At 63.5% G+C, this 17,740-nt stretch carries 14 protein-coding genes; 8 read left to right on the top strand and 6 right to left on the bottom strand.

Annotated features, from left to right (window positions below; all coding sequences use genetic code 11):
• Positions 1 to 346 precede the first annotated feature (346 nt).
• On the bottom strand, positions 347 to 643 hold the full coding sequence (locus A2J01_RS05990; RefSeq protein WP_003940939.1) for a WhiB family transcriptional regulator: 297 nt from the start codon (positions 641 to 643) through the stop codon (positions 347 to 349).
• Between the two features lie 768 nt (positions 644 to 1,411).
• Between A2J01_RS05990 and A2J01_RS05985 the strand changes: the two genes are divergently transcribed.
• The 3 genes from A2J01_RS05985 to A2J01_RS05975 all read left to right on the top strand — a co-directional run bounded on the left by A2J01_RS05985 (position 1,412) and on the right by A2J01_RS05975 (position 3,786).
• A complete protein-coding gene (locus A2J01_RS05985) occupies positions 1,412 to 2,110 on the top strand; it encodes a hypothetical protein (RefSeq protein ID WP_003940892.1) in 699 nt (232 codons plus the stop codon).
• 175 nt (positions 2,111 to 2,285) lie between these two features.
• Positions 2,286 to 2,864 carry a sigma-70 family RNA polymerase sigma factor gene (locus A2J01_RS05980; protein ID WP_003940953.1) on the top strand — a complete coding sequence of 193 codons (579 nt, stop codon included), beginning with the start codon at positions 2,286 to 2,288 and terminating at the stop codon, positions 2,862 to 2,864.
• The gene (locus A2J01_RS05975; protein ID WP_230359675.1) at positions 2,848 to 3,786 is read left to right on the top strand and encodes an anti-sigma-D factor RsdA; all 939 of its coding nucleotides are present in this window, start codon (positions 2,848 to 2,850) and stop codon (positions 3,784 to 3,786) included. The genes A2J01_RS05980 and A2J01_RS05975 overlap by 17 nt, the downstream gene beginning before the upstream one ends.
• A 102-nt stretch (positions 3,787 to 3,888) precedes the next feature.
• Here the strand turns inward: A2J01_RS05975 and A2J01_RS05970 are convergent, their stop codons facing one another.
• On the bottom strand, positions 3,889 to 4,293 hold the full coding sequence (locus A2J01_RS05970) for a DUF5319 domain-containing protein (protein ID WP_003940777.1): 405 nt from the start codon (positions 4,291 to 4,293) through the stop codon (positions 3,889 to 3,891).
• A 243-nt stretch (positions 4,294 to 4,536) separates the two neighbouring features.
• On the opposite strand from A2J01_RS05970, the gene guaB reads away from it, so the two are divergent.
• From guaB to A2J01_RS05955, 3 genes are all read left to right on the top strand, one after another.
• A complete protein-coding gene (gene guaB / locus A2J01_RS05965; RefSeq protein ID WP_003940903.1) occupies positions 4,537 to 6,060 on the top strand; it encodes an IMP dehydrogenase in 1,524 nt (507 codons plus the stop codon).
• A gap of 27 nt (positions 6,061 to 6,087) precedes the next feature.
• Positions 6,088 to 7,227 (top strand): GuaB3 family IMP dehydrogenase-related protein, encoded by a 1,140-nt coding sequence (locus A2J01_RS05960; RefSeq protein ID WP_003940976.1) that lies wholly within the window; start codon positions 6,088 to 6,090, stop codon positions 7,225 to 7,227.
• 173 nt (positions 7,228 to 7,400) lie between these two features.
• Positions 7,401 to 9,155, top strand: coding sequence for a GMC oxidoreductase (locus A2J01_RS05955; protein ID WP_003940689.1), 1,755 nt, complete (start codon positions 7,401 to 7,403; stop codon positions 9,153 to 9,155).
• Positions 9,156 to 9,224: 69 nt separating this feature from the next.
• On the opposite strand, the gene A2J01_RS05950 is transcribed toward A2J01_RS05955, so the two are convergent.
• On the bottom strand, positions 9,225 to 10,982 hold the full coding sequence (locus A2J01_RS05950; protein ID WP_064112306.1) for an Ig-like domain-containing protein: 1,758 nt from the start codon (positions 10,980 to 10,982) through the stop codon (positions 9,225 to 9,227).
• Between the two features lie 51 nt (positions 10,983 to 11,033).
• Positions 11,034 to 12,803 carry an Ig-like domain-containing protein gene (locus A2J01_RS05945; RefSeq protein ID WP_064112305.1) on the bottom strand — a complete coding sequence of 590 codons (1,770 nt, stop codon included), beginning with the start codon at positions 12,801 to 12,803 and terminating at the stop codon, positions 11,034 to 11,036.
• 367 nt (positions 12,804 to 13,170) lie between these two features.
• Between A2J01_RS05945 and guaA the strand changes: the two genes are divergently transcribed.
• A complete protein-coding gene (guaA, locus tag A2J01_RS05940) occupies positions 13,171 to 14,742 on the top strand; it encodes a glutamine-hydrolyzing GMP synthase (RefSeq protein WP_007727510.1) in 1,572 nt (523 codons plus the stop codon).
• Between the two features lie 55 nt (positions 14,743 to 14,797).
• Here the strand turns inward: guaA and A2J01_RS05935 are convergent, their stop codons facing one another.
• Both A2J01_RS05935 and A2J01_RS05930 read right to left on the bottom strand, forming a co-directional pair.
• On the bottom strand, positions 14,798 to 15,031 hold the full coding sequence (locus A2J01_RS05935) for a hypothetical protein (protein ID WP_003940832.1): 234 nt from the start codon (positions 15,029 to 15,031) through the stop codon (positions 14,798 to 14,800).
• Positions 15,028 to 16,413: a PspC domain-containing protein gene (locus tag A2J01_RS05930; RefSeq protein ID WP_007727507.1), complete on the bottom strand. Its 1,386-nt coding sequence runs from the start codon at positions 16,411 to 16,413 to the stop codon at positions 15,028 to 15,030. Before A2J01_RS05930 ends, A2J01_RS05935 begins: the two co-directional genes overlap by 4 nt.
• 236 nt (positions 16,414 to 16,649) lie before the next feature.
• Between A2J01_RS05930 and A2J01_RS05925 the strand changes: the two genes are divergently transcribed.
• Positions 16,650 to 17,740, top strand: a 1,091-nt coding sequence (locus A2J01_RS05925) for an ATP-binding protein (protein ID WP_064112308.1), incomplete at its 3' end; no start/stop codon positions are given.

Here is a 17,740-nt window from a genome sequence, read left to right as displayed (position 1 = left end):
AAGACGTCATGGCGGCGCTGGACGTGTCGGTCGACGAATCGTTGTCGTCCGAGGAGCAACCGACCACGCCGAAGACGGCGAAAGAGGCTGCTGCGGTGACTGCCAGAACTCGAGTAGAGGTGTTCATGGGTCTGCCTTCCTGAAGGGATGTGCTGAGGTGCACTGTCAGAAGGCATTCGGAGGCGGGCGTCGGTCGGATGGGTCGTGTCGGAAATTCTTTTCGACAGTGTCCCGTCCACACGCATTTTCGACAGTGTCCCGTCCACACGCATTTTCGACGGTGTCCCGTCCACACGCAAAAGCCCCCGAAAACTCTCGGGGGCCTAGTGCGCTCTACCTACGTGTATCAGGAAGCTATGCGGGTGGTGCGACGGTGGCGCGCGTGTAGTTCACGTTCGGTTTCCGACATTCCTCCCCAGATGCCGTACGGCTCGGCGACGGTCAGCGCGTGGCTGCGGCACTGCATCAGGACCGGGCACTGACGGCACATCTCTTTTGCGCGGGTTTCGCGCTGGGCACGTGCTCTACCGCGTTCGCCATCGGGATGGAAGAACATGGAGGAGTCGACTCCGCGGCACAGACCGTGCATCTGCCAGTCCCAGATGTCTGCGTTGGGGCCTGGAAGGTGATTCGGTGCAGGCATGTTGACTCCTTACTGCAAGCTCGCGTTGATCAACGAGCGGACCAAGTTGCCCGGAGGTTATCCGGGCCTTCTGAATCGTTCACGCTTGCTAACCGTAAGGGTGCTGAGTAAATCGCGTCAATAGGCTCGTTCAGTGGCGATCGGCATATATCGAAATGCGAGAGTTAACGAAGTATATATTTACATTTCGGGCCCCTCGTGCGTTGTTCTGCGCCGATGTCGAAATTGGGTCGATCGAGGTGGCGGCCGGCAAGCCCGGCTGCTCGAGATGCGAAACCTACAGATCAGGGATATGTTCGAGGCTGATCGCCCGGCGAAATCACTCGGTCATTCGGCTCGGTTTGCGTCATTTGTCCGATATTGCGTGGGCGGGGTTGCAATCCATTTCGGGACTTAGTGCCCAAGTTTCAACTAGGACATCCGTCCAATAAGTAATGCGCAGTTAACGTCACGGATATATGCCCGTTAAATATCATTACGAGTACATTTGGCAAATCTCAGTTGAATATCTGATTAACTCCGACAAACTTGCCTTTTCGTGTTTCGTGCGACTTTTGGCATCGTTGGTGTGACGCCGGTCGTGCGAATGTCTGCTCGTGCTGCTGCGATGATCAACCTGTGTCGACACCTGCGCGCCCTCAATCACCTGTGCCCAACGAAACAACTGCACTTCCAGGGTCCCTCGAGTCTGCCGCGTTCGGTGCGGATCCGGATCTCGACCGCCTCCCGGCGCCTTGCTCTGCCCGAGATTGGTGGACAACGGCAGTAGTGCTGGGTGGTCAGGGCCACTACGCAAGAGCGCGGGCTGCATTGGATGTCCTCGATCGGCTCACGGCCGGGTTCTCGACGCACTCGGATCGAGTTCTTGCCTCTCTGTCTGCCAGCACGAGGGCGTCGTTTCTTCGCCAGAGCGGACGCCATGCACTCGCGTCCACGTGGGACGGGCGCGCACTGGCGATCGTCGGCGGCCTGCCAGGTGATCCAGAGGCTGCCTGTGACGCTCTGACCGGTCTGGCCGCAGACGCCCTCGGCTGTGGCAGGCTCCCGCTCGGCTGGCGCCTGCTGGCGCAATGTCGGGCGCGTCTGGATGCCGAGGGCGGGCTGTGGCGGCAGGAAATTCGGATCGAATGGGTCTCCGCAGAATTGGCGTTGGCGGGAGGCGACTTCGCTCGTGCCCGCAGACACGCAGAACGCGCCGTCGAATTGTCAGCGGAATCGGAGTCTGTGCGGCACCGCGTGAAGTCGGATCTGCTGCGTAGCGCCGCGCTGACCGGAACAGACGCGAGCGCAGCCGTGAAGATGGCAGCAGATGTGTTCGCGCGGTGCCGGCAATACGGCCTGCTGCCCCTGGCCTGGGCGTCGTCTCTGTTGATCGAAGGTGTCAGCGGTGAGAGAACCTCACCGAGTGCCCGGGAGATCGGCGATCTGATTGCGATGCGTGGTGGATCACTCCTACCTTTGTCGTAACCACTCCACCGAAGTCTCCGGAGAACATTCCAGAAGGAGCTGTATCGATATCGCGACTGCTGGGCAGGTATGCGGAGACCAGTCGGTCCGGATGGTTACTCTTAGAGGGTTCCGCTGAGAGCGGGAGCACACCCGCTCGGGAGGTGCCACTGTAACGCCAGGATTTTCGCTGACGATGACAAATACGAGCGATGAGTTGGACACCGCGGTCGCCGCTGCTGCGCAGGGCGACCGTACAGCTCTAGCTTTGGTTCTGGAGAACATCCGACCGATGGTGGTGCGCTACTGCCGCGGTCGAGTGGGTGCGGCCGAGAGAGGACACCTGTCCGCTGACGACGTCGCACAGGAAGTCTGTCTGGCCGTGATGACCGCGCTGCCGCGTTATCAGGACCAGGGACGCCCGTTCATGGCCTTTGTGTACGGAATTGCCGCGCACAAGGTTGCGGACGCACATCGAAGCTCCGCCCGTAACAAGTCGGAGCCCGTTTCCGAAGTACCGGATGTAATAGCACTGGATGATGGTCCCGAACAGCGAGCTCTCGATTCGGAGTCCAGCAGACAGATGCACGAACTTCTCGGCACACTTCCGGAGAAGCATCGAGAAATCTTGATACTTCGCCTGGTGGTCGGGATGTCGGCCGAGGAAACGGCCGTCGCCGTCGGTAGTACCGCCGGAGCTGTACGAGTCGCTCAGCACAGAGCGATCGCGAAACTGAAAAAAGAAGTGACGAAAGCAGGTGAGAGCTTTGGCTAGAGACGAGGGGCATGACGCTTCGAATCTCGGTGATCTCGCCGACGACGGTACGCCAGTGGATTTGGCTGCGGTTCGGCGTGACGATGCGCTGATCGAATCCATTTCGAATGGTGGGCCGGTAGCAACCGATAGCACCGAACAGTACGAACTTGCGTTGATCCTCTCGCAATGGCGTGACGATGTCGTTGCGACTCCGATGCCCGAGGGTCCGTTGTTGGACGATGTCATCGCTGCAATCACAGCGACGCCGTCCGGCTTCTCCGATCGTCAGCGTTCACGTTCCCGTTCTCGATTGCGTGTGGTTCGTCCGATCGCCGCCGCTGCAGCTGTTGCAGCAGTGGTCTTCGGTGGCGCGACGGCGATGGCGTACGACGCCCAGCCCGGCGATGCCCTGTGGGGTGTCAAGCAGGTCGTCTTCGCCGACGAGGCCAACTCGACAGTTGCGAAGATCGACACGACTTCCGAGCTGGAAAAGGCCGAGCGGCTGTTGGCTGCCGGAGACATTCCTGCGGCAAAGATGGTGCTGGACAACGCAGCTCACCGTGCCGATGCGGTCAAGGACTCGCAGGACAAGACCGACCTCGTCGAGCGTTGGGGCAAGTTGATGACGCAGGTCCAGGAGACCACGTCACCCGTAGCGCCGCCGCCGACGAGTGGTCAGCCGGCCGGCCCGACCACTTCGATCACGGCAATTCCGGGCTCCTCGGTCAAACCGCTCAATCCTCAGGGACCTGGCGAACCGACAAGTTCGACCAAACCAGATCCGGGAGTGCAGCTGCAGTTGCCGCCGACGTCGGCTTCCTCGACGCCTCCGACCTCGTTGCCGACGACAACCACGACGACAACGACCACCACCACGACGACGACGTCTCTGGCGCCTGCCTCGTCGCCGTCCGGTGATTTCTCGTCACCGCCGCCCTGAGACCCGCTCTGATCGGCATCGTTCCGATCTGAATTCATACGAAAGTGGCCGACAAGCAATTGCTTGTCGGCCACTTTCGTATGAGCTTGGGTGAGGTTTCGCTCAGCTGTCGAAACCGTCGCCGTGCATCGCCTCGTTCATCGACGCGTCGGCGTATCCACGGCAGTAGTCCCACGTGACATATGCCTCAGGCATCGGGTCGTAGGCAGGCTCGTGAGGGCGGACGGTTCCGTCCACGAGCAGCTGCAGCAGGTTTGCGCGCAGCATGTCCCAGTCGTGGTAGTGATCCTGTTGGCAGTCCTCGCAGCAGACTACGAGACCGCGGATACCGCGGTGAGCGAGGAGTGCCTCGTATACAGCGAGGTCAGCGAGATCCTCCTCGACCGCTTGGCGTTCGTGGGGGTCGAGTGGTTGGCCCGGCTCGATGGCATCGAGAGCCGCGGAGGGGTCAGCTGGGTCGCCGGCGAAGGGATCTGGCGGCAGACCGGGGGGCAGTTGATCACGCACAGCACCACGGTACGCAGGTCAGGGGGGTCAGCGCCACTTGTTACGCGTACACGCAGCGTGGGTGGGATGGTTCGGACCTTTGAGTGAGCCGATACCATGGTGTGCAACGCCGGGAAAAGGTGCCAGGAATTTCTTTCCGTGCAGGCGCCTTCTATCCGATATCCAGCTTTCGTAATCCGTTTCGAGGCGGCTGCTACAGCGGTCGCCCTGGGCGAATCTAGGTCCATGGAGGGTCCTGACCGCATGAGTAGTTCTGCAGGACATGTACACACCGGAGGAGACGACCCCAACAAGGTCGCGATGCTGGGACTGACATACGACGACGTGCTGCTGTTGCCTGCTGCGTCCGACGTCATCCCGAGCCAGGTCGACACGTCCAGTCAACTGACCCGCGACATCCGTCTGCGGATTCCGTTGGTCAGTTCTGCGATGGACACCGTCACCGAGTCGCGCATGGCAATTGCGATGGCACGCGCCGGCGGCATGGGTGTTCTGCACCGCAACTCGTCGGTTGAGGTCCAGGCAGGACAGGTCGAGACGGTCAAGCGTTCCGAGGCCGGCATGGTGACCGATCCCGTCACGTGTAAGCCGACCGACACGATGGGTGAGGTCGATGCGAAGTGCGCTCGTTTCCGCATCTCGGGTCTGCCTGTCACCGACGACGCCGGCCAGCTGGTTGGCATCGTCACCAACCGGGACATGCGTTTCGAGGTCGACCAGAACCGCCCGGTCGCGGAGATCATGACCAAGATGCCCCTGATCACCGCTCAGGAAGGCGTCACCGCTGACGTGGCACTGGGTCTTCTTCGTCGGCACAAGATCGAGAAGCTGCCGATCGTCGACGGCAACGGCAAGCTCACCGGTCTGATCACGGTCAAGGACTTCGTCAAGACCGAGCAGCATCCCGACGCCACCAAGGACCGTGACGGTCGACTGCTCGTCGGCGCTGCAGTCGGTGCCGGCGATGACGCCTTCCAGCGCGCGATGGCGCTCACCGATGCCGGTGTGGACGTACTCGTGGTGGACAGTGCGCACGGGCATTCGTCCAACGTTCTCGACATGATCGCCAAGCTCAAGCGTGAACTGGGCGAGCGGGTTCAGATCATCGGTGGCAACGTCGCTACGCGCGCGGGTGCTCTGGCACTGGTCGAAGCCGGCGTCGATGCCGTGAAGGTCGGAGTCGGCCCTGGTTCCATCTGCACCACCCGCGTCATCGCCGGTGTCGGTGCCCCTCAGGTCACGGCCATCCTGGAAGCGGTTGCCGCGTGCAAGCCTCTCGGTGTGCCCGTCATCGCTGACGGTGGACTCCAGTTCTCCGGTGACATCGCGAAGGCTCTTGCCGCAGGTGCGTCGACGGCCATGCTGGGTTCACTCCTGGCCGGTACCGCTGAATCGCCCGGCGAACTGATTCTGGTCGGCGGCAAGCAGTTCAAGAGCTACCGCGGAATGGGTTCGCTCGGCGCGATGCAGTCGCGTGGCGAGGCCAAGTCGTACTCCAAGGATCGGTACTTCCAGGACGACGTGCTTTCCGAGGACAAGTTGGTTCCGGAAGGCATCGAAGGACGTGTCCCGTTCCGTGGCCCGCTCTCGCAGGTGACGCACCAGCTCACCGGTGGTCTGCGCGCTGCCATGGGATACACGGGGTCGGCGACGATCGAGCACCTGCAGAACGCTCAGTTCGTCCAGATCACGGCGGCCGGTTTGAAGGAAAGCCATCCGCACGACATCACGATGACTGTCGAAGCACCCAACTACACCGCTCGTTAGCAACCAGTACACGAGAAAGGGGCGCGCGTGCGCGACCTCGTTGAGATCGGCATGGGTCGAACGGCCCGACGTACCTACGAGTTGGACGATGTGAACATCGTTCCCTCCCGGCGAACTCGTTCGTCGAAGGAGGTGTCGACTGCTTGGCAGCTCGACGCTTACAGGTTCGACATTCCTGTCCTCGCACATCCCACCGACGCGTTGGTCTCGCCGACTTTCGCGATCGAGTTGGGTAAGCGCGGCGGCCTCGGTGTCATCAACGGTGAAGGCCTGTGGGGCCGTCACCCCGATGTCGAGGAGAAGCTCCGGCGTCTCGTCGAGATCGCCGAGAAGGACGGTGGCGTCGACGCGGCCATCCGCTACCTGCAGGAGCTGCATGCGGCTCCGCTGCAGGCCGGTCTTCTGGCAGCTGCGGTGGCGCAGGTCCGTGATTCGGGGGTCACCACTGCCGTTCGCGTCAGTCCGCAGAATGCGCGCGCACTGACGCCGGAGCTGATCAAGGCGGGCATCGACCTCCTGGTCGTCCACGGCACGATCATCTCGGCCGAGCACGTCGTGCACACCGAGCAGGAACCGCTCAACCTCAAGACGTTCATCTCGGAACTCGACGTTCCGGTTGTCGCGGGTGGGGTCAGTGACCACCGCACCGCGCTGCACCTGATGCGTACCGGCGCTGCCGGTGTCATCGTCGGGTACGGGTCTACCGAGGGCGCAACCACCACCGGTGAGGTCCTGGGCATCGGCGTTCCGATGGCCACGGCCATTGCCGATGCTGCAGCAGCCAGGCGCGACTACCTCGACGAGACGGGTGGACGCTACGTCCACGTCATCGCCGACGGTGACATCGCAACTTCGGGTGATCTGGCGAAGGCCATCGCCTGCGGTGCCGACGCTGCCGTTCTGGGCACGCCGCTGGCCGTGTCCGCCGAGGCGCCGGGTGGTGGCTGGTACTGGCCGTCCGCTGCGGCTCATCCTTCGGTTCCGCGTGGAGCACTTCTTCCGGTTTCCTATGGTGAGCGTCCGAGTCTGGACCAGGTTCTGAGCGGCCCTTCGGACGATCCGTACGGTTCGCTGAACTTCGTCGGTGGTCTCCGTCGGTCGATGGCGAAGGCCGGATACTCCGATCTCAAGGAGTTCCAGAAGGTCGGGCTGACAGTCCGCGCGTAGTTTGTACCTTTCTGTGGCCCCGGTTCTTCGTGAACCGGGGCCACAGTTCGTTGTGCAGGACTTTCTTCCGTTCCTGATACTTGCGGTTACGCTTATGGGGCCCCTTGTGGTGGTAGTCACAAGGGATAGGTGCATACTGGCGGGTAACTACGGTTCACGGTGGAGGTGTCCTGATGGGCAAGCAACGGGCAACGGACTACGACGTACTGATCGTCGGATCCGGGTTCGGCGGAAGCGTGAGCGCGCTTCGTCTCGTGGAGAAGGGCTACAAGGTCGGCGTCATCGAAGCCGGCCGACGGTATGCCGACGAAGATTTCGCGAAGACCAGTTGGGATCTCAAGAAGTTCCTCTGGGCTCCGAAGCTGGGGTGCTTCGGCATTCAGCGCGTGCACCTGTTGCGCGACTGCCTCATTCTCGCGGGCGCAGGCGTCGGCGGCGGGTCGTTGAACTACGCCAACACGCTGTACCAGCCGCCGGAGCCGTTCTTCCAGGACAAGCAGTGGGCGCACATCACCGACTGGCGCAGCGAGCTCACGCCGTACTACGAGCAGGCTCAGAAGATGCTCGGCGTCGTCCAGAATCCACACATGACGCCCGCCGACGAGATCATGAAGTCCGTCGCAGATGACATGGGTGTCGGCGACACGTTCATCCAGACGCCCGTCGGCGTCTACTTCGGTGAGCCGGGCAAGAAGGCGAAGGACCCGTACTTCGGCGGCGTCGGACCCGAGCGCACCGGTTGCATCGAGTGTGGCGAGTGCATGACGGGCTGCCGTCACGGAGCGAAGAACACGCTCCTCAAGAACTATCTGGGCCTTGCCGAGACAGCCGGCGCCGAGATCATTCCGATGACCACCGTGTCCGGGCTTCGTGAGGCTCGCGACGGTTCGTGGGACGTGTTCACCGAGCGAACCGGTGCATTCGGACGAAAGAACCGCCGCACCTACACGGCTGCGAACGTCATTCTCGCGGCCGGAACGTGGGGCACTCAGCATCTGCTCTTCGACATGAAGGACACCGGAGCGCTGCCCAAGCTCTCCGACAAGCTCGGCGAGCTGACTCGAACGAACTCCGAATCCATTGTCGGCGCAGGCAAGTACAAGGTCGATCCCGCACTCGACCTGACCCGCGGAGTGGCGATCACCTCGTCGTTCCACCCGAGCAGCGACACCCACATCGAGCCGGTCCGCTACGGCAAGGGATCGAACGCGATGGGCCTGTTGCAGACCTTGATGACGGACGGCGGCGGCAAGACGCCCCGATGGATCAAGTTCCTCGGTGTGGTTGCGAAGAATCCGTACCAGATGTTGCGCATGTTGACGGTCAAGGACTGGAGTGAGCGCACGATCATCGCGTTGGTCATGCAGAACCTCGACAACTCCATCACCACGTACACGAAGAAGGGCCTGTTCGGTCGACGCAAGGTCACCAGCAAGCAGGGCCACGGTCAGCCGAACCCGACGTGGATCCCGGAGGGCAACGAGGCGACGCGTCGAGTTGCCGAGAAGATCGACGGCGTCGCGGGCGGCACGTGGGGCGAGATCTTCAACGTTCCACTGACGGCGCACTTCCTCGGCGGTTGCGCTATCGCGTCGGATTCCGATCACGGCGTCATCGATCCGTACCACCGCGTGTACGGCTACCCGACGCTCAGCGTCGTCGACGGCGCAGCGGTCTCGGCCAACCTCGGTGTGAATCCGTCGCTGACCATTGCCGCTCAGGCCGAGCGCTCGGCCTCGCTGTGGCCGAACAAGGGGGAGACCGACCTGCGTCCCGCCCAGGGCAGCGGCTACGAGCGTTTGGCTCCGATTGCACCCAAGTCGCCTGTGGTGCCGGCGTCGGCCCCGGCCGCGCTGGTCCTGCCGATCGTGAAGATCACCGGCGGCAAGACAGCTACCGCTGTTCCGGCGGAGCCGGCAGCCGGATAGTTCGCCGCGAACGAAGATGGGGCGTGTCGTCGAGGATTCGACGACACGCCCCATCTCTGTTTCAGAGTGTCAGCCTCCTAGCGACCCGAACAGAGTGCCGAGGTCGAGGCTGCCGGTCCCGCCTCCGGGCCCGCCGTCCGTATCGCCGGGGACGGTCAGGGTCTGCGGCGCGGATGCGGAGGCCGTGTAGCCCGAAGCGCCCACGAATTCGGCGGTGACACTGTAGGTCCCGGAGTTGTAGAACGTCGCCGGTACCGTTGCGACACCGTTGACCACGTCGACCGGTCCACCGATGAGGGTGTCACCGACCTTGAACTGGACCTTGCCCGTGGCGCTGGACGGATCGACCGTTGCCTTGAGCGTCACCGGGGTGTTCTTCTGAACAGTTCCGACGGCGTCGAGAACCGTGGTCGTCTCGACGTCGGCCGGAGCCGGCGTCGTCACACTGACCGGGAATGCCGGGGCAGCGGACGGCGCGAATCCTGGTGAGCCCGTGAACTTCGCGACAACCTTGTGCGTTCCGGTCGAGGTGAAGGTGTACGGAGCGACGGCAACTCCGTCGGTTCCGACCGGAGCACTGACCGTTTCGGTGCCGTCGACGATGAAATCGACGGTGCCGCCGGTACCCTGCGGATCGACCTTGGCAGTCAGGTTGACGTCCTGTCCGACCTTCGCGGTCGACGGCGACACCGTGGCGGTAGTGGTCACGGCGTCCGGCGGTGCATCGGTCGTGACGGTCACGATCTTGGCCGACGCCGACGTCGACGCCAGGAACCCGGGGGCTCCGCTGTAGCTCGCGGTGATGGAGTGCGGTCCGTCCTCGGTGAAGGTCGGGGAGATGCTGGCCGACCCTCCGGTTACCGGCACGGCGTCCTCGAGTGGGTTGTCGCCGTCGAAGAACTGGACGGTTCCACCGTTTGCGCCGCCGCTCACGTTGGCTGACAGGGTGACGGGAGTTCCGTTCTTGGCGTTGGCCGGTCCGACGACTGTGGTGGTGGTTGCCTTGTCCGCCTCGATGATCCGCGTCGTGGCGAGGGGGCCTGCGCCGCTGTTGAGCGGACCGTTCTCGGCGTCACGCGGGGTGCATCGCGTGGGTGCCCAGGCGGTGATGACCAGGGTGGCCTTGGGGAGGAACGTGAGGAAGTTGCGATCGTTGTTCCACGCTCCCGCGCTGCCGCCGGTGCGTACCTTCATCGCGACGTCCCCTGAATCGCCGGCCTTGAGAACTGCCTTGACCTGGGGGAGCTGGAACTGCGTGTAGCCGTCGGCATTGTTGGAACCGTCGACGTTCTTGCCGGTCGCCTTGACGACGATGCCGCCCTCGGAGTTGATGCTCGAGCTGGGGCTGTTTCCGATGACCTGGTTGTTTCCGGAGAGGCGCAGAATCGTTCCGTTGGGATCGACGTTGCCGTTCTCGTTGACGCGCAGGATGTTCGGCGCGACACCGCTGAGCCCCGCCGAGGTGCCGGGGACGATGGTGGCTTCCACCAGGGTGGCGTTCGCAGGAACGTCGACGTCGACCTTGATGCGGGAGACGTTCTGGACGGTCGCCCCGGAAGCGGAGCCGGGAAAGGCGATGGGGCCGGGTTGGATGGTGACCTCGAAGGTCTCACCGGCGCCGATGGATTCCGGTGCGTCGACGATGACCGAGCCGGACTGTGACTGCGTGGTCGGACCGGCGACAGCGGACGGGGTTGCCAGGCAACTCGTGCCGAAGGTTGTTGTCACGGGGGCCGCTGATGCGGGGATTCCCGCGAGGATGACGCCACTGGCGAGTGCCGTGGCTGCGATCGGCGCCGCGATGCGACGTCTGGAGTACACGAACATGGATTCTCCTGAGCTGGGTACGGGAGTGGTGTCCAAAGCTGATGTGGGGGACTAGCTTCCGAAGAGCGGGATGAGGCCGCTGAGCGAACCGGTGTCCACGCTTCCGGTGCCGCCGCCGTCGGTCGGTGCGGTGCCGACCTGCACGACCGTCGGGCCGGAGACGGAGTTCTTCCAACCGGCGTCGCCGACGAAGTTGGCAGTGAGGCCGAACGTTCCCTCGTCGTCGAAGGTGTGCGTGAGTGTCGCGACGCCGTTGACGACGGCAACGGGTGCGCCGATGGGCGTCGTGCCGGACTTGAACTGGATCATTCCGTTTGCTGTTCCGGGTGCGACGGTGGCCTTGAGCTGCAATGCCTTTCCGACCTGAGCCGAGCCGCTGACGGTCAGAGACGTCGTGGTGTCGGCGCGCGCGGGTTCGGGATCGGTGACGTTCACCGTGAACGACGTGGACGTGGAGCCGATGAATCCGGTTCCGCCGGAGAACTCTGCCGTCACGGCTGCAGCGCCCGCTGATGCGAAGGTGTGCGGGAGGATCGCGACGCCGTCACCCGTGCCGACCGGTGCGGTACCGACCTCGGCGCCGTCGACCTTGAACATCACGGTTCCGCTGCTCGGGATGGGGGAGACGGTGGCCGAGAGGTTGGTCGGTTCACCGACAACAGCGGTGAGTGGTTCGACAACTGTGGTCGTGGTTCCCCAGTCGGGATCGCTGACGTCGAGTTGGGTTGCGGTGGAGACGGAATCGCCGTAACCGGCCTCGCCGGTGAACACTGCGGTGAAGCTGTGGGTACCCGAAGCGTCGTAGCTGCGGGTCAGGGAAGCCGTCCCGTTGACTACAGCCACCGGTGCGCCGAGGTTGGTCTCGCCGTCTTTGAACTGCACCGTGCCCACGGCGTTTGCCGGTGTGACGACAGCGCTCACGGTGATGCTGTCACCTACCAGCGCGGCGTTCGGGGCCGAGATCGTGGTGGTGGTGTCCGCGGAGACGTCGACGGTCTGGACTCCGGAGGTCGAGCTGTGGAATCCCGGACCGGCGTTGTACGCGGCGGTGATGTCGTGGGCGCCGACGCTGTCGAAGGTGTGGGAGAGGGTGGCGCTACCGCCCGAGACCGGGACCGGTGAGCCGATGTCGTTGCCGCCGTCCTTGAACTGGACGGTGCCGCTCGCGTCGGACGGCGCAACTGTCGCGGTCAGGTCGACCGGCGTGCCGACCTTCGCCGTTGCCGGTGCAACCAGTGTGGTTCCGGTGGCGACAGACGGGTCGACTACCTGGACGTTGACGTTGATGGGGTTGAGGCCCTGCTGTGTGCTGAAGGCGTTGACGTCGAAGAGCATGCCGCTGTCGTACGTCCCGAATGCTGTGCCGACGGGGACCGTGTAGGTCGCTTCCAGCGTGACGGGTTGGTTCTTCTTGACGACGAATCCACCGACCAGGAAGGTGCAGCCGCTCGAGCACTTCGCGGAGACTCCGCCGTCTGATTCGTTGCTGATCGTGGCCCGGTTGGTCACACCAAGGTAGGTGGCCTTGGCGCTGCCCGGCACGAGGACGAATCCTGCGGGCGGGATGTCACGGATCTTTGCGATCGACCGTTCGATGCCGCTTTCGTTGTGCTTGATCTCGGTCTTGTACGTGACGGTGTCGCCTGGGTGAACTGCCGCGTTCCCGATGACACTCTTCGTGAAGATCAGGTTGTCGGTCGTGCCGGTGAAAGTGGTCGGCGGGGCTTCGTCAGCAGTGGCCGGCGTGCCGAGGACTAGAAGTCCGGCGGCAGCCGTCACAGCTGCGACAGGTATGGCGAGTCGTCGTATGAATCGACGCACAGGTCCTCCTCGAGGTGAGCGCCGTTCGGCGGCGCCGGCCGTTTGCGATCGTGATCCTGATCACTTGACGGGCGAGATTACCTTTACTGGACGTTTGGTTCAGGCGAATCGGTCAAACGTCCAGAAAATTCACCCTTCGTCCATTTCGGGCTCTGGCCTGCGATGATGCTGCCGAATTGATTGCCGAAGCTAAGGTGCGGGTGATTGGGGCGCCGTTGACCTGGACGGTGGTCTAGATCCGCGCGAGGTCGCCGCGCAGTTCTGGGGGGCGGCCTTTGTAGTGACGTACCTCGCGCTCGCTCGGCCGAGTAGCGGGCTGAGTCCATGCATGCGCAGAAGCGCTGGCTGCGGCGATTAGACTGCACCTGTGGCAGATATCGAGCAGCAGAGACCAGTTCTTGTCGTCGACTTCGGGGCGCAGTACGCGCAGTTGATCGCACGGCGAGTTCGCGAAGCCAAGGTCTACTCGGAGGTGATTCCGCACACCACGACCGTCGAGGAGATCGTGGCCAAGAACCCCTTGGCTGTTGTGCTCTCGGGTGGGCCCTCGAGTGTCTACGCAGACGGTGCTCCCAAGCTTGATCCCGCACTGTTCGATCACGACATTCCGGTTTTCGGAATCTGCTACGGATTCCAGGCAATGGCAGGCGCCCTGGGCGGCACCGTCGCCGAGACCGGTACCCGCGAATACGGCCGTACCGACATCGCGGTATCCGGCGGATTGCTCCACGACGGTCTTCCCTCGACGCAGCCGGTATGGATGAGCCACGGTGACGCCGTCACCGAAGCGCCTTCCGGCTTCGAGGTGACCGCGACCAGCGACGGTGCTCCCGTCGCGGCGTTCGAGGACCGCGCCCGCAAGCTCGCCGGTGTGCAGTACCACCCTGAGGTTCTGCATTCCCCGCACGGTCAGCAGGTCCTGAGCCGCTTCCTGCACGAGATTGCCGGTATTCCGGCAGCGTGGACGGCGTCGAACATCGCCGATGCGCTGATCGAGCAGGTTCGCGAGCAGGTCGGAGACGGACACGCCATCTGCGGTCTGTCCGGTGGCGTCGACTCCGCTGTCGCTGCGGCTTTGGTTCAGCGCGCAATCGGCGACCGGTTGACATGCGTCTTCGTCGATCACGGTTTGATGCGAGCCGGTGAGCGCACGCAGGTCGAGCAGGATTTCGTCGCGGCAACCGGCGCTCGTCTGATCACCGTGGATGCCGCGGACACCTTCATCGGTGAGTTGGCAGGCGTCACCGATCCCGAGACCAAGCGCAAGATCATCGGCCGCGAGTTCATCCGCAGCTTCGAAGGCGCAGTCAGTGATGTTCTGGGCGAGAACGCATCTCATGGTGCGACCGTCGACTTCCTCGTCCAGGGCACGCTCTACCCGGATGTCGTGGAGTCGGGCGGCGGCACGGGAACTGCAAACATCAAGAGCCACCACAATGTCGGCGGGCTGCCGGAAGACCTGCAGTTCAAGTTGGTCGAACCGTTGCGTCTGCTGTTCAAGGACGAGGTCCGTGCAGTGGGCCGCGAACTCGGCCTGCCCGAAGAGATCGTCGGACGCCAGCCGTTCCCCGGTCCCGGACTCGGTATCCGCATCATCGGTGAGGTCACCCGCGATCGCCTCGAGATCTTGCGTCAGGCAGATTCCATTGCGCGCGAAGAGCTTACGTCTGCAGGCTTGGACGGAACCATCTGGCAGTGCCCGGTCGTTCTCCTTGCCGACGTCCGAAGCGTGGGCGTGCAGGGTGACGGCCGGACGTACGGTCATCCGATCGTGCTGCGTCCGGTCTCGAGTGAAGACGCGATGACCGCGGACTGGACGCGTCTGCCGTACGAGACCCTCGAGCGCATCTCGACTCGAATCACCAACGAGGTTGCGGACGTGAACCGCGTAGTCCTCGACGTGACGAGCAAGCCGCCGGGAACTATCGAGTGGGAGTAAAAACAACTGTGCGCCTTTATTAACCCCCCGCGGTTAATAAAGGCGCACAGCAGTTTTACTTCCGGTTGCGCCGATTCGGCAGAATCACCAGCAGTAGTCCTGCCACGACGGCGGCACCGACGAACAGCCAACGGAATTGAATGTTCGCTGCCGGCGCCAGGGAGAATGGCCCGACCAACGCCCACACACTGACCAGAAGTGCGGCCAGTCCGGCGATCAGCAGAAGTGCCGAGGGGCGCTTGGATTCTCGGGTCTCGTCGTGCTCTGTGGTCTCGTCGTATTCGCTCATGATTGCGTCACCTTCAGACTGCCGAACGTTGCTTTGGCGTTGATGGTCAGTGTGGGCGAATCCGGTGTCACATCACGGCCCGGGTGTATTCCGCCGTCGAGGCAACCGGATCCGTCACCCATGACGACGGTGCAGCTGTTCTTGACGTTGACGGTTGGTGGCACCATGACGACGAACTCACCGAACGACGCCGCGACGTCGATGGTCTTGTCCTCGGTGAACTTGACCCCGTTGAGGTCGAGAGTGAAGCTTCCGAAGGCTCCCGAGTACGACGGCTCCAACTCGGAAGCGGTTGCCGGAGTCCATCTTTGCTCTCCCGAGGCGTCGAAATCGATCGGGTAGACCAACGAGGCGAGAAGCACGAAACCCACGAGCGGTCCGGTGACGACCAGCAGGCCGTACCCCTTGCGGAAGAATGCCCCGAGGATCAGGCCGAGCGCGATGACGGCGAGTCCGACAGCACCGACTCGGCCGGGAGTGAACCACTCGTTGCCGGTTGCCGCGCCCGCTGCCCCGGTGACGGCGGCGACGATGATCGCGAGTCCGAGCACTGTCAGCGTCCATCGCGAGCGACGCTTACGTGGTGGCAAAGGCAGCAGCGGCGTGGCTTTGACTGCCGGGTCCGGGAGATCCCAGGCGAACGGAGCGACGCCGAGCGGATCCCAGGAGGGCGGTGTGATGGCGGCCTCGCCGATCACCTCGGTCGGATTGGCGGCGGCTGAAGCGCTCGGGTCCTTCGACAGGTTGATCGTCGGATGATCGGCCTGAGATTGCGGTGACTGTTCGGCCGGCCGTTCCTCGGGCACGTAGCTGTCGGGGAGTTTTGTGTACGGCGTGTACACGGGCGGCTGATTGGGTGCGAAGTATCCGGGAGTGAACGGCCCGGGCGTGAATCCCGTGCCTGGATACGCGGTACCCGCGCCGACGTACGGTGACGTGCTCTGTGGCAGTGCAGGCGGGACCGGCGCTCGTTGGTAGAGCAGCCACAGGCCTCCGACCATCAGAATCAGCCCGATCAGACCGGAACCACCCAGGCCGACGCCGACAGGCCCGACGGTCGTAGCCGCGATGGCGAGAGCCACCAACAAGACGATGGTCTTGGTACTGGAATCGGAGCTGTGTCCGCGGCCCATCAACGACTGTGCGGGGGACGATCCGTCACCGGCGCGGGCGAGCACCAACCACCCGGCGAGGTAGAGAAGGATGCCTGAGCCGCCGAAAATAGTGGAGGCCACAAACGCGACACGTACCAGAATGGGGTCGATGCCGTACCGGTATCCGATTCCGGCGCATACCCCGGCCACGTGACCTTGTGCCGGCAGACGCACGGGGCGGGTCCGCCACAGATCCTGGATCTGTTCTTGGAAAGTCGGATTGTTCATGAATCAATCCTGGCTTCCGGGGCGGCCTCCGCGCATCAGGGCCAACCCTGATCTTTGTGACGATCGGGGCCAGGGGCGCCGCCCTGATTCAGGGTTGGACCCTGATGTGACTGCGAGTGGTTCGTGCCAGTATCGACTATGTGCAATATCTGTCAGATCCGCCGTTCGTGAGCGGTCCCGCTCCCGGGTTCACGGGAGGCCCGCCCGTCAACGGGGTACCGGTGCATGCCGTACCCATGAAGAAGGGTGTGCCCATTCCGGGCGGTGTTCCATTGCGAAAGCTGGAGCGGCGCTCCGGCGGTCGCATCGTCGCCGGTGTTGCAGGCGGTATCGCCGATCATCTCGGGATCGACGTCCTGAAGGTTCGAGTCGCCTTCGCGATTCTGGCGGCGATGGCCGGATCCGGCATCGTGATTTACGGCGCCCTCTGGATCTTCACCTCAGCCGGCACGGACACCCAGAAGCCGTCCGCGGCCGAGCGGCAGCGGGCGTACGGCTTGATCGCACTCGGATTGGGCGGCGCAGCCGCGTTGTCCTGGCTGTTCAGCGGCACGGCGGGTTCGGTGCTCGCACCGTTCTTCGTCGTCGCGATCGGTGCCGCTTTGGTGTGGCGCGAGTTCGACTCCGACGGTCCCCGGACCGTCATCGGCTTGCCGCAGCGGCCTACCGTTCTCACGTGGGCGCGGGTGGTCGGGGGAGCGACCTTGATCATCTTGGGTCTCGGCGTCGTCGTCCTCGCTCAGGTCGACCTCGAAGCACTGCGCTCGTCCCTGCTGGCCGTGGTGGTGACGCTGATCGGTGTCGGTTTGTTGACGGTGCCGCTGTGGCTGCGGATGTGGAGGGCTCTCGGCGCCGAGCGTGCGGCCCGAATTCGCAACGACGAACGTGAAGAGATCGCCTCGCATCTGCACGACTCCGTACTTCAGACGTTGGCGCTGATTCAGAAGCAGTCCGACAATCCGCAAGAGGTGGCGCGCCTGGCCCGTGGTCAGGAACGTGAGCTGCGCAAGTGGTTGTTCAGCGGCGGGGATATCGACCACACGAGCCTGACCGAAGGTCTGAAGATCATCGCCGGTGAAGTGGAGGACCAGCATGGCGTCACGGTCCGCCCCGTCACGGTCGGCGACGTACAACTCGAAGGCGAAGGCGTCGAGAACGGTCTGCCCAAGGAAGCGTTCACCGCGCTCCTCGGTGCGACGCGTGAAGCTCTCGTGAACTCGGCAAAGCACTCGGGGGAGAAGGAAATCAATCTTTTCGCCGAGGTCGAGGGCGACCAGGTCAGTGTGTTCGTTCGTGATCGCGGAGTCGGATTCGACGTCAATGCGGT

Origin of the sequence: Rhodococcus sp. EPR-134, from assembly GCF_001647205.1 — a bacterium.
Taxonomy (GTDB): Bacteria; Actinomycetota; Actinomycetes; order Mycobacteriales; family Mycobacteriaceae; genus Rhodococcus_F; species Rhodococcus_F qingshengii.
This window is presented reverse-complemented; position numbering and strand designations above follow the sequence as displayed.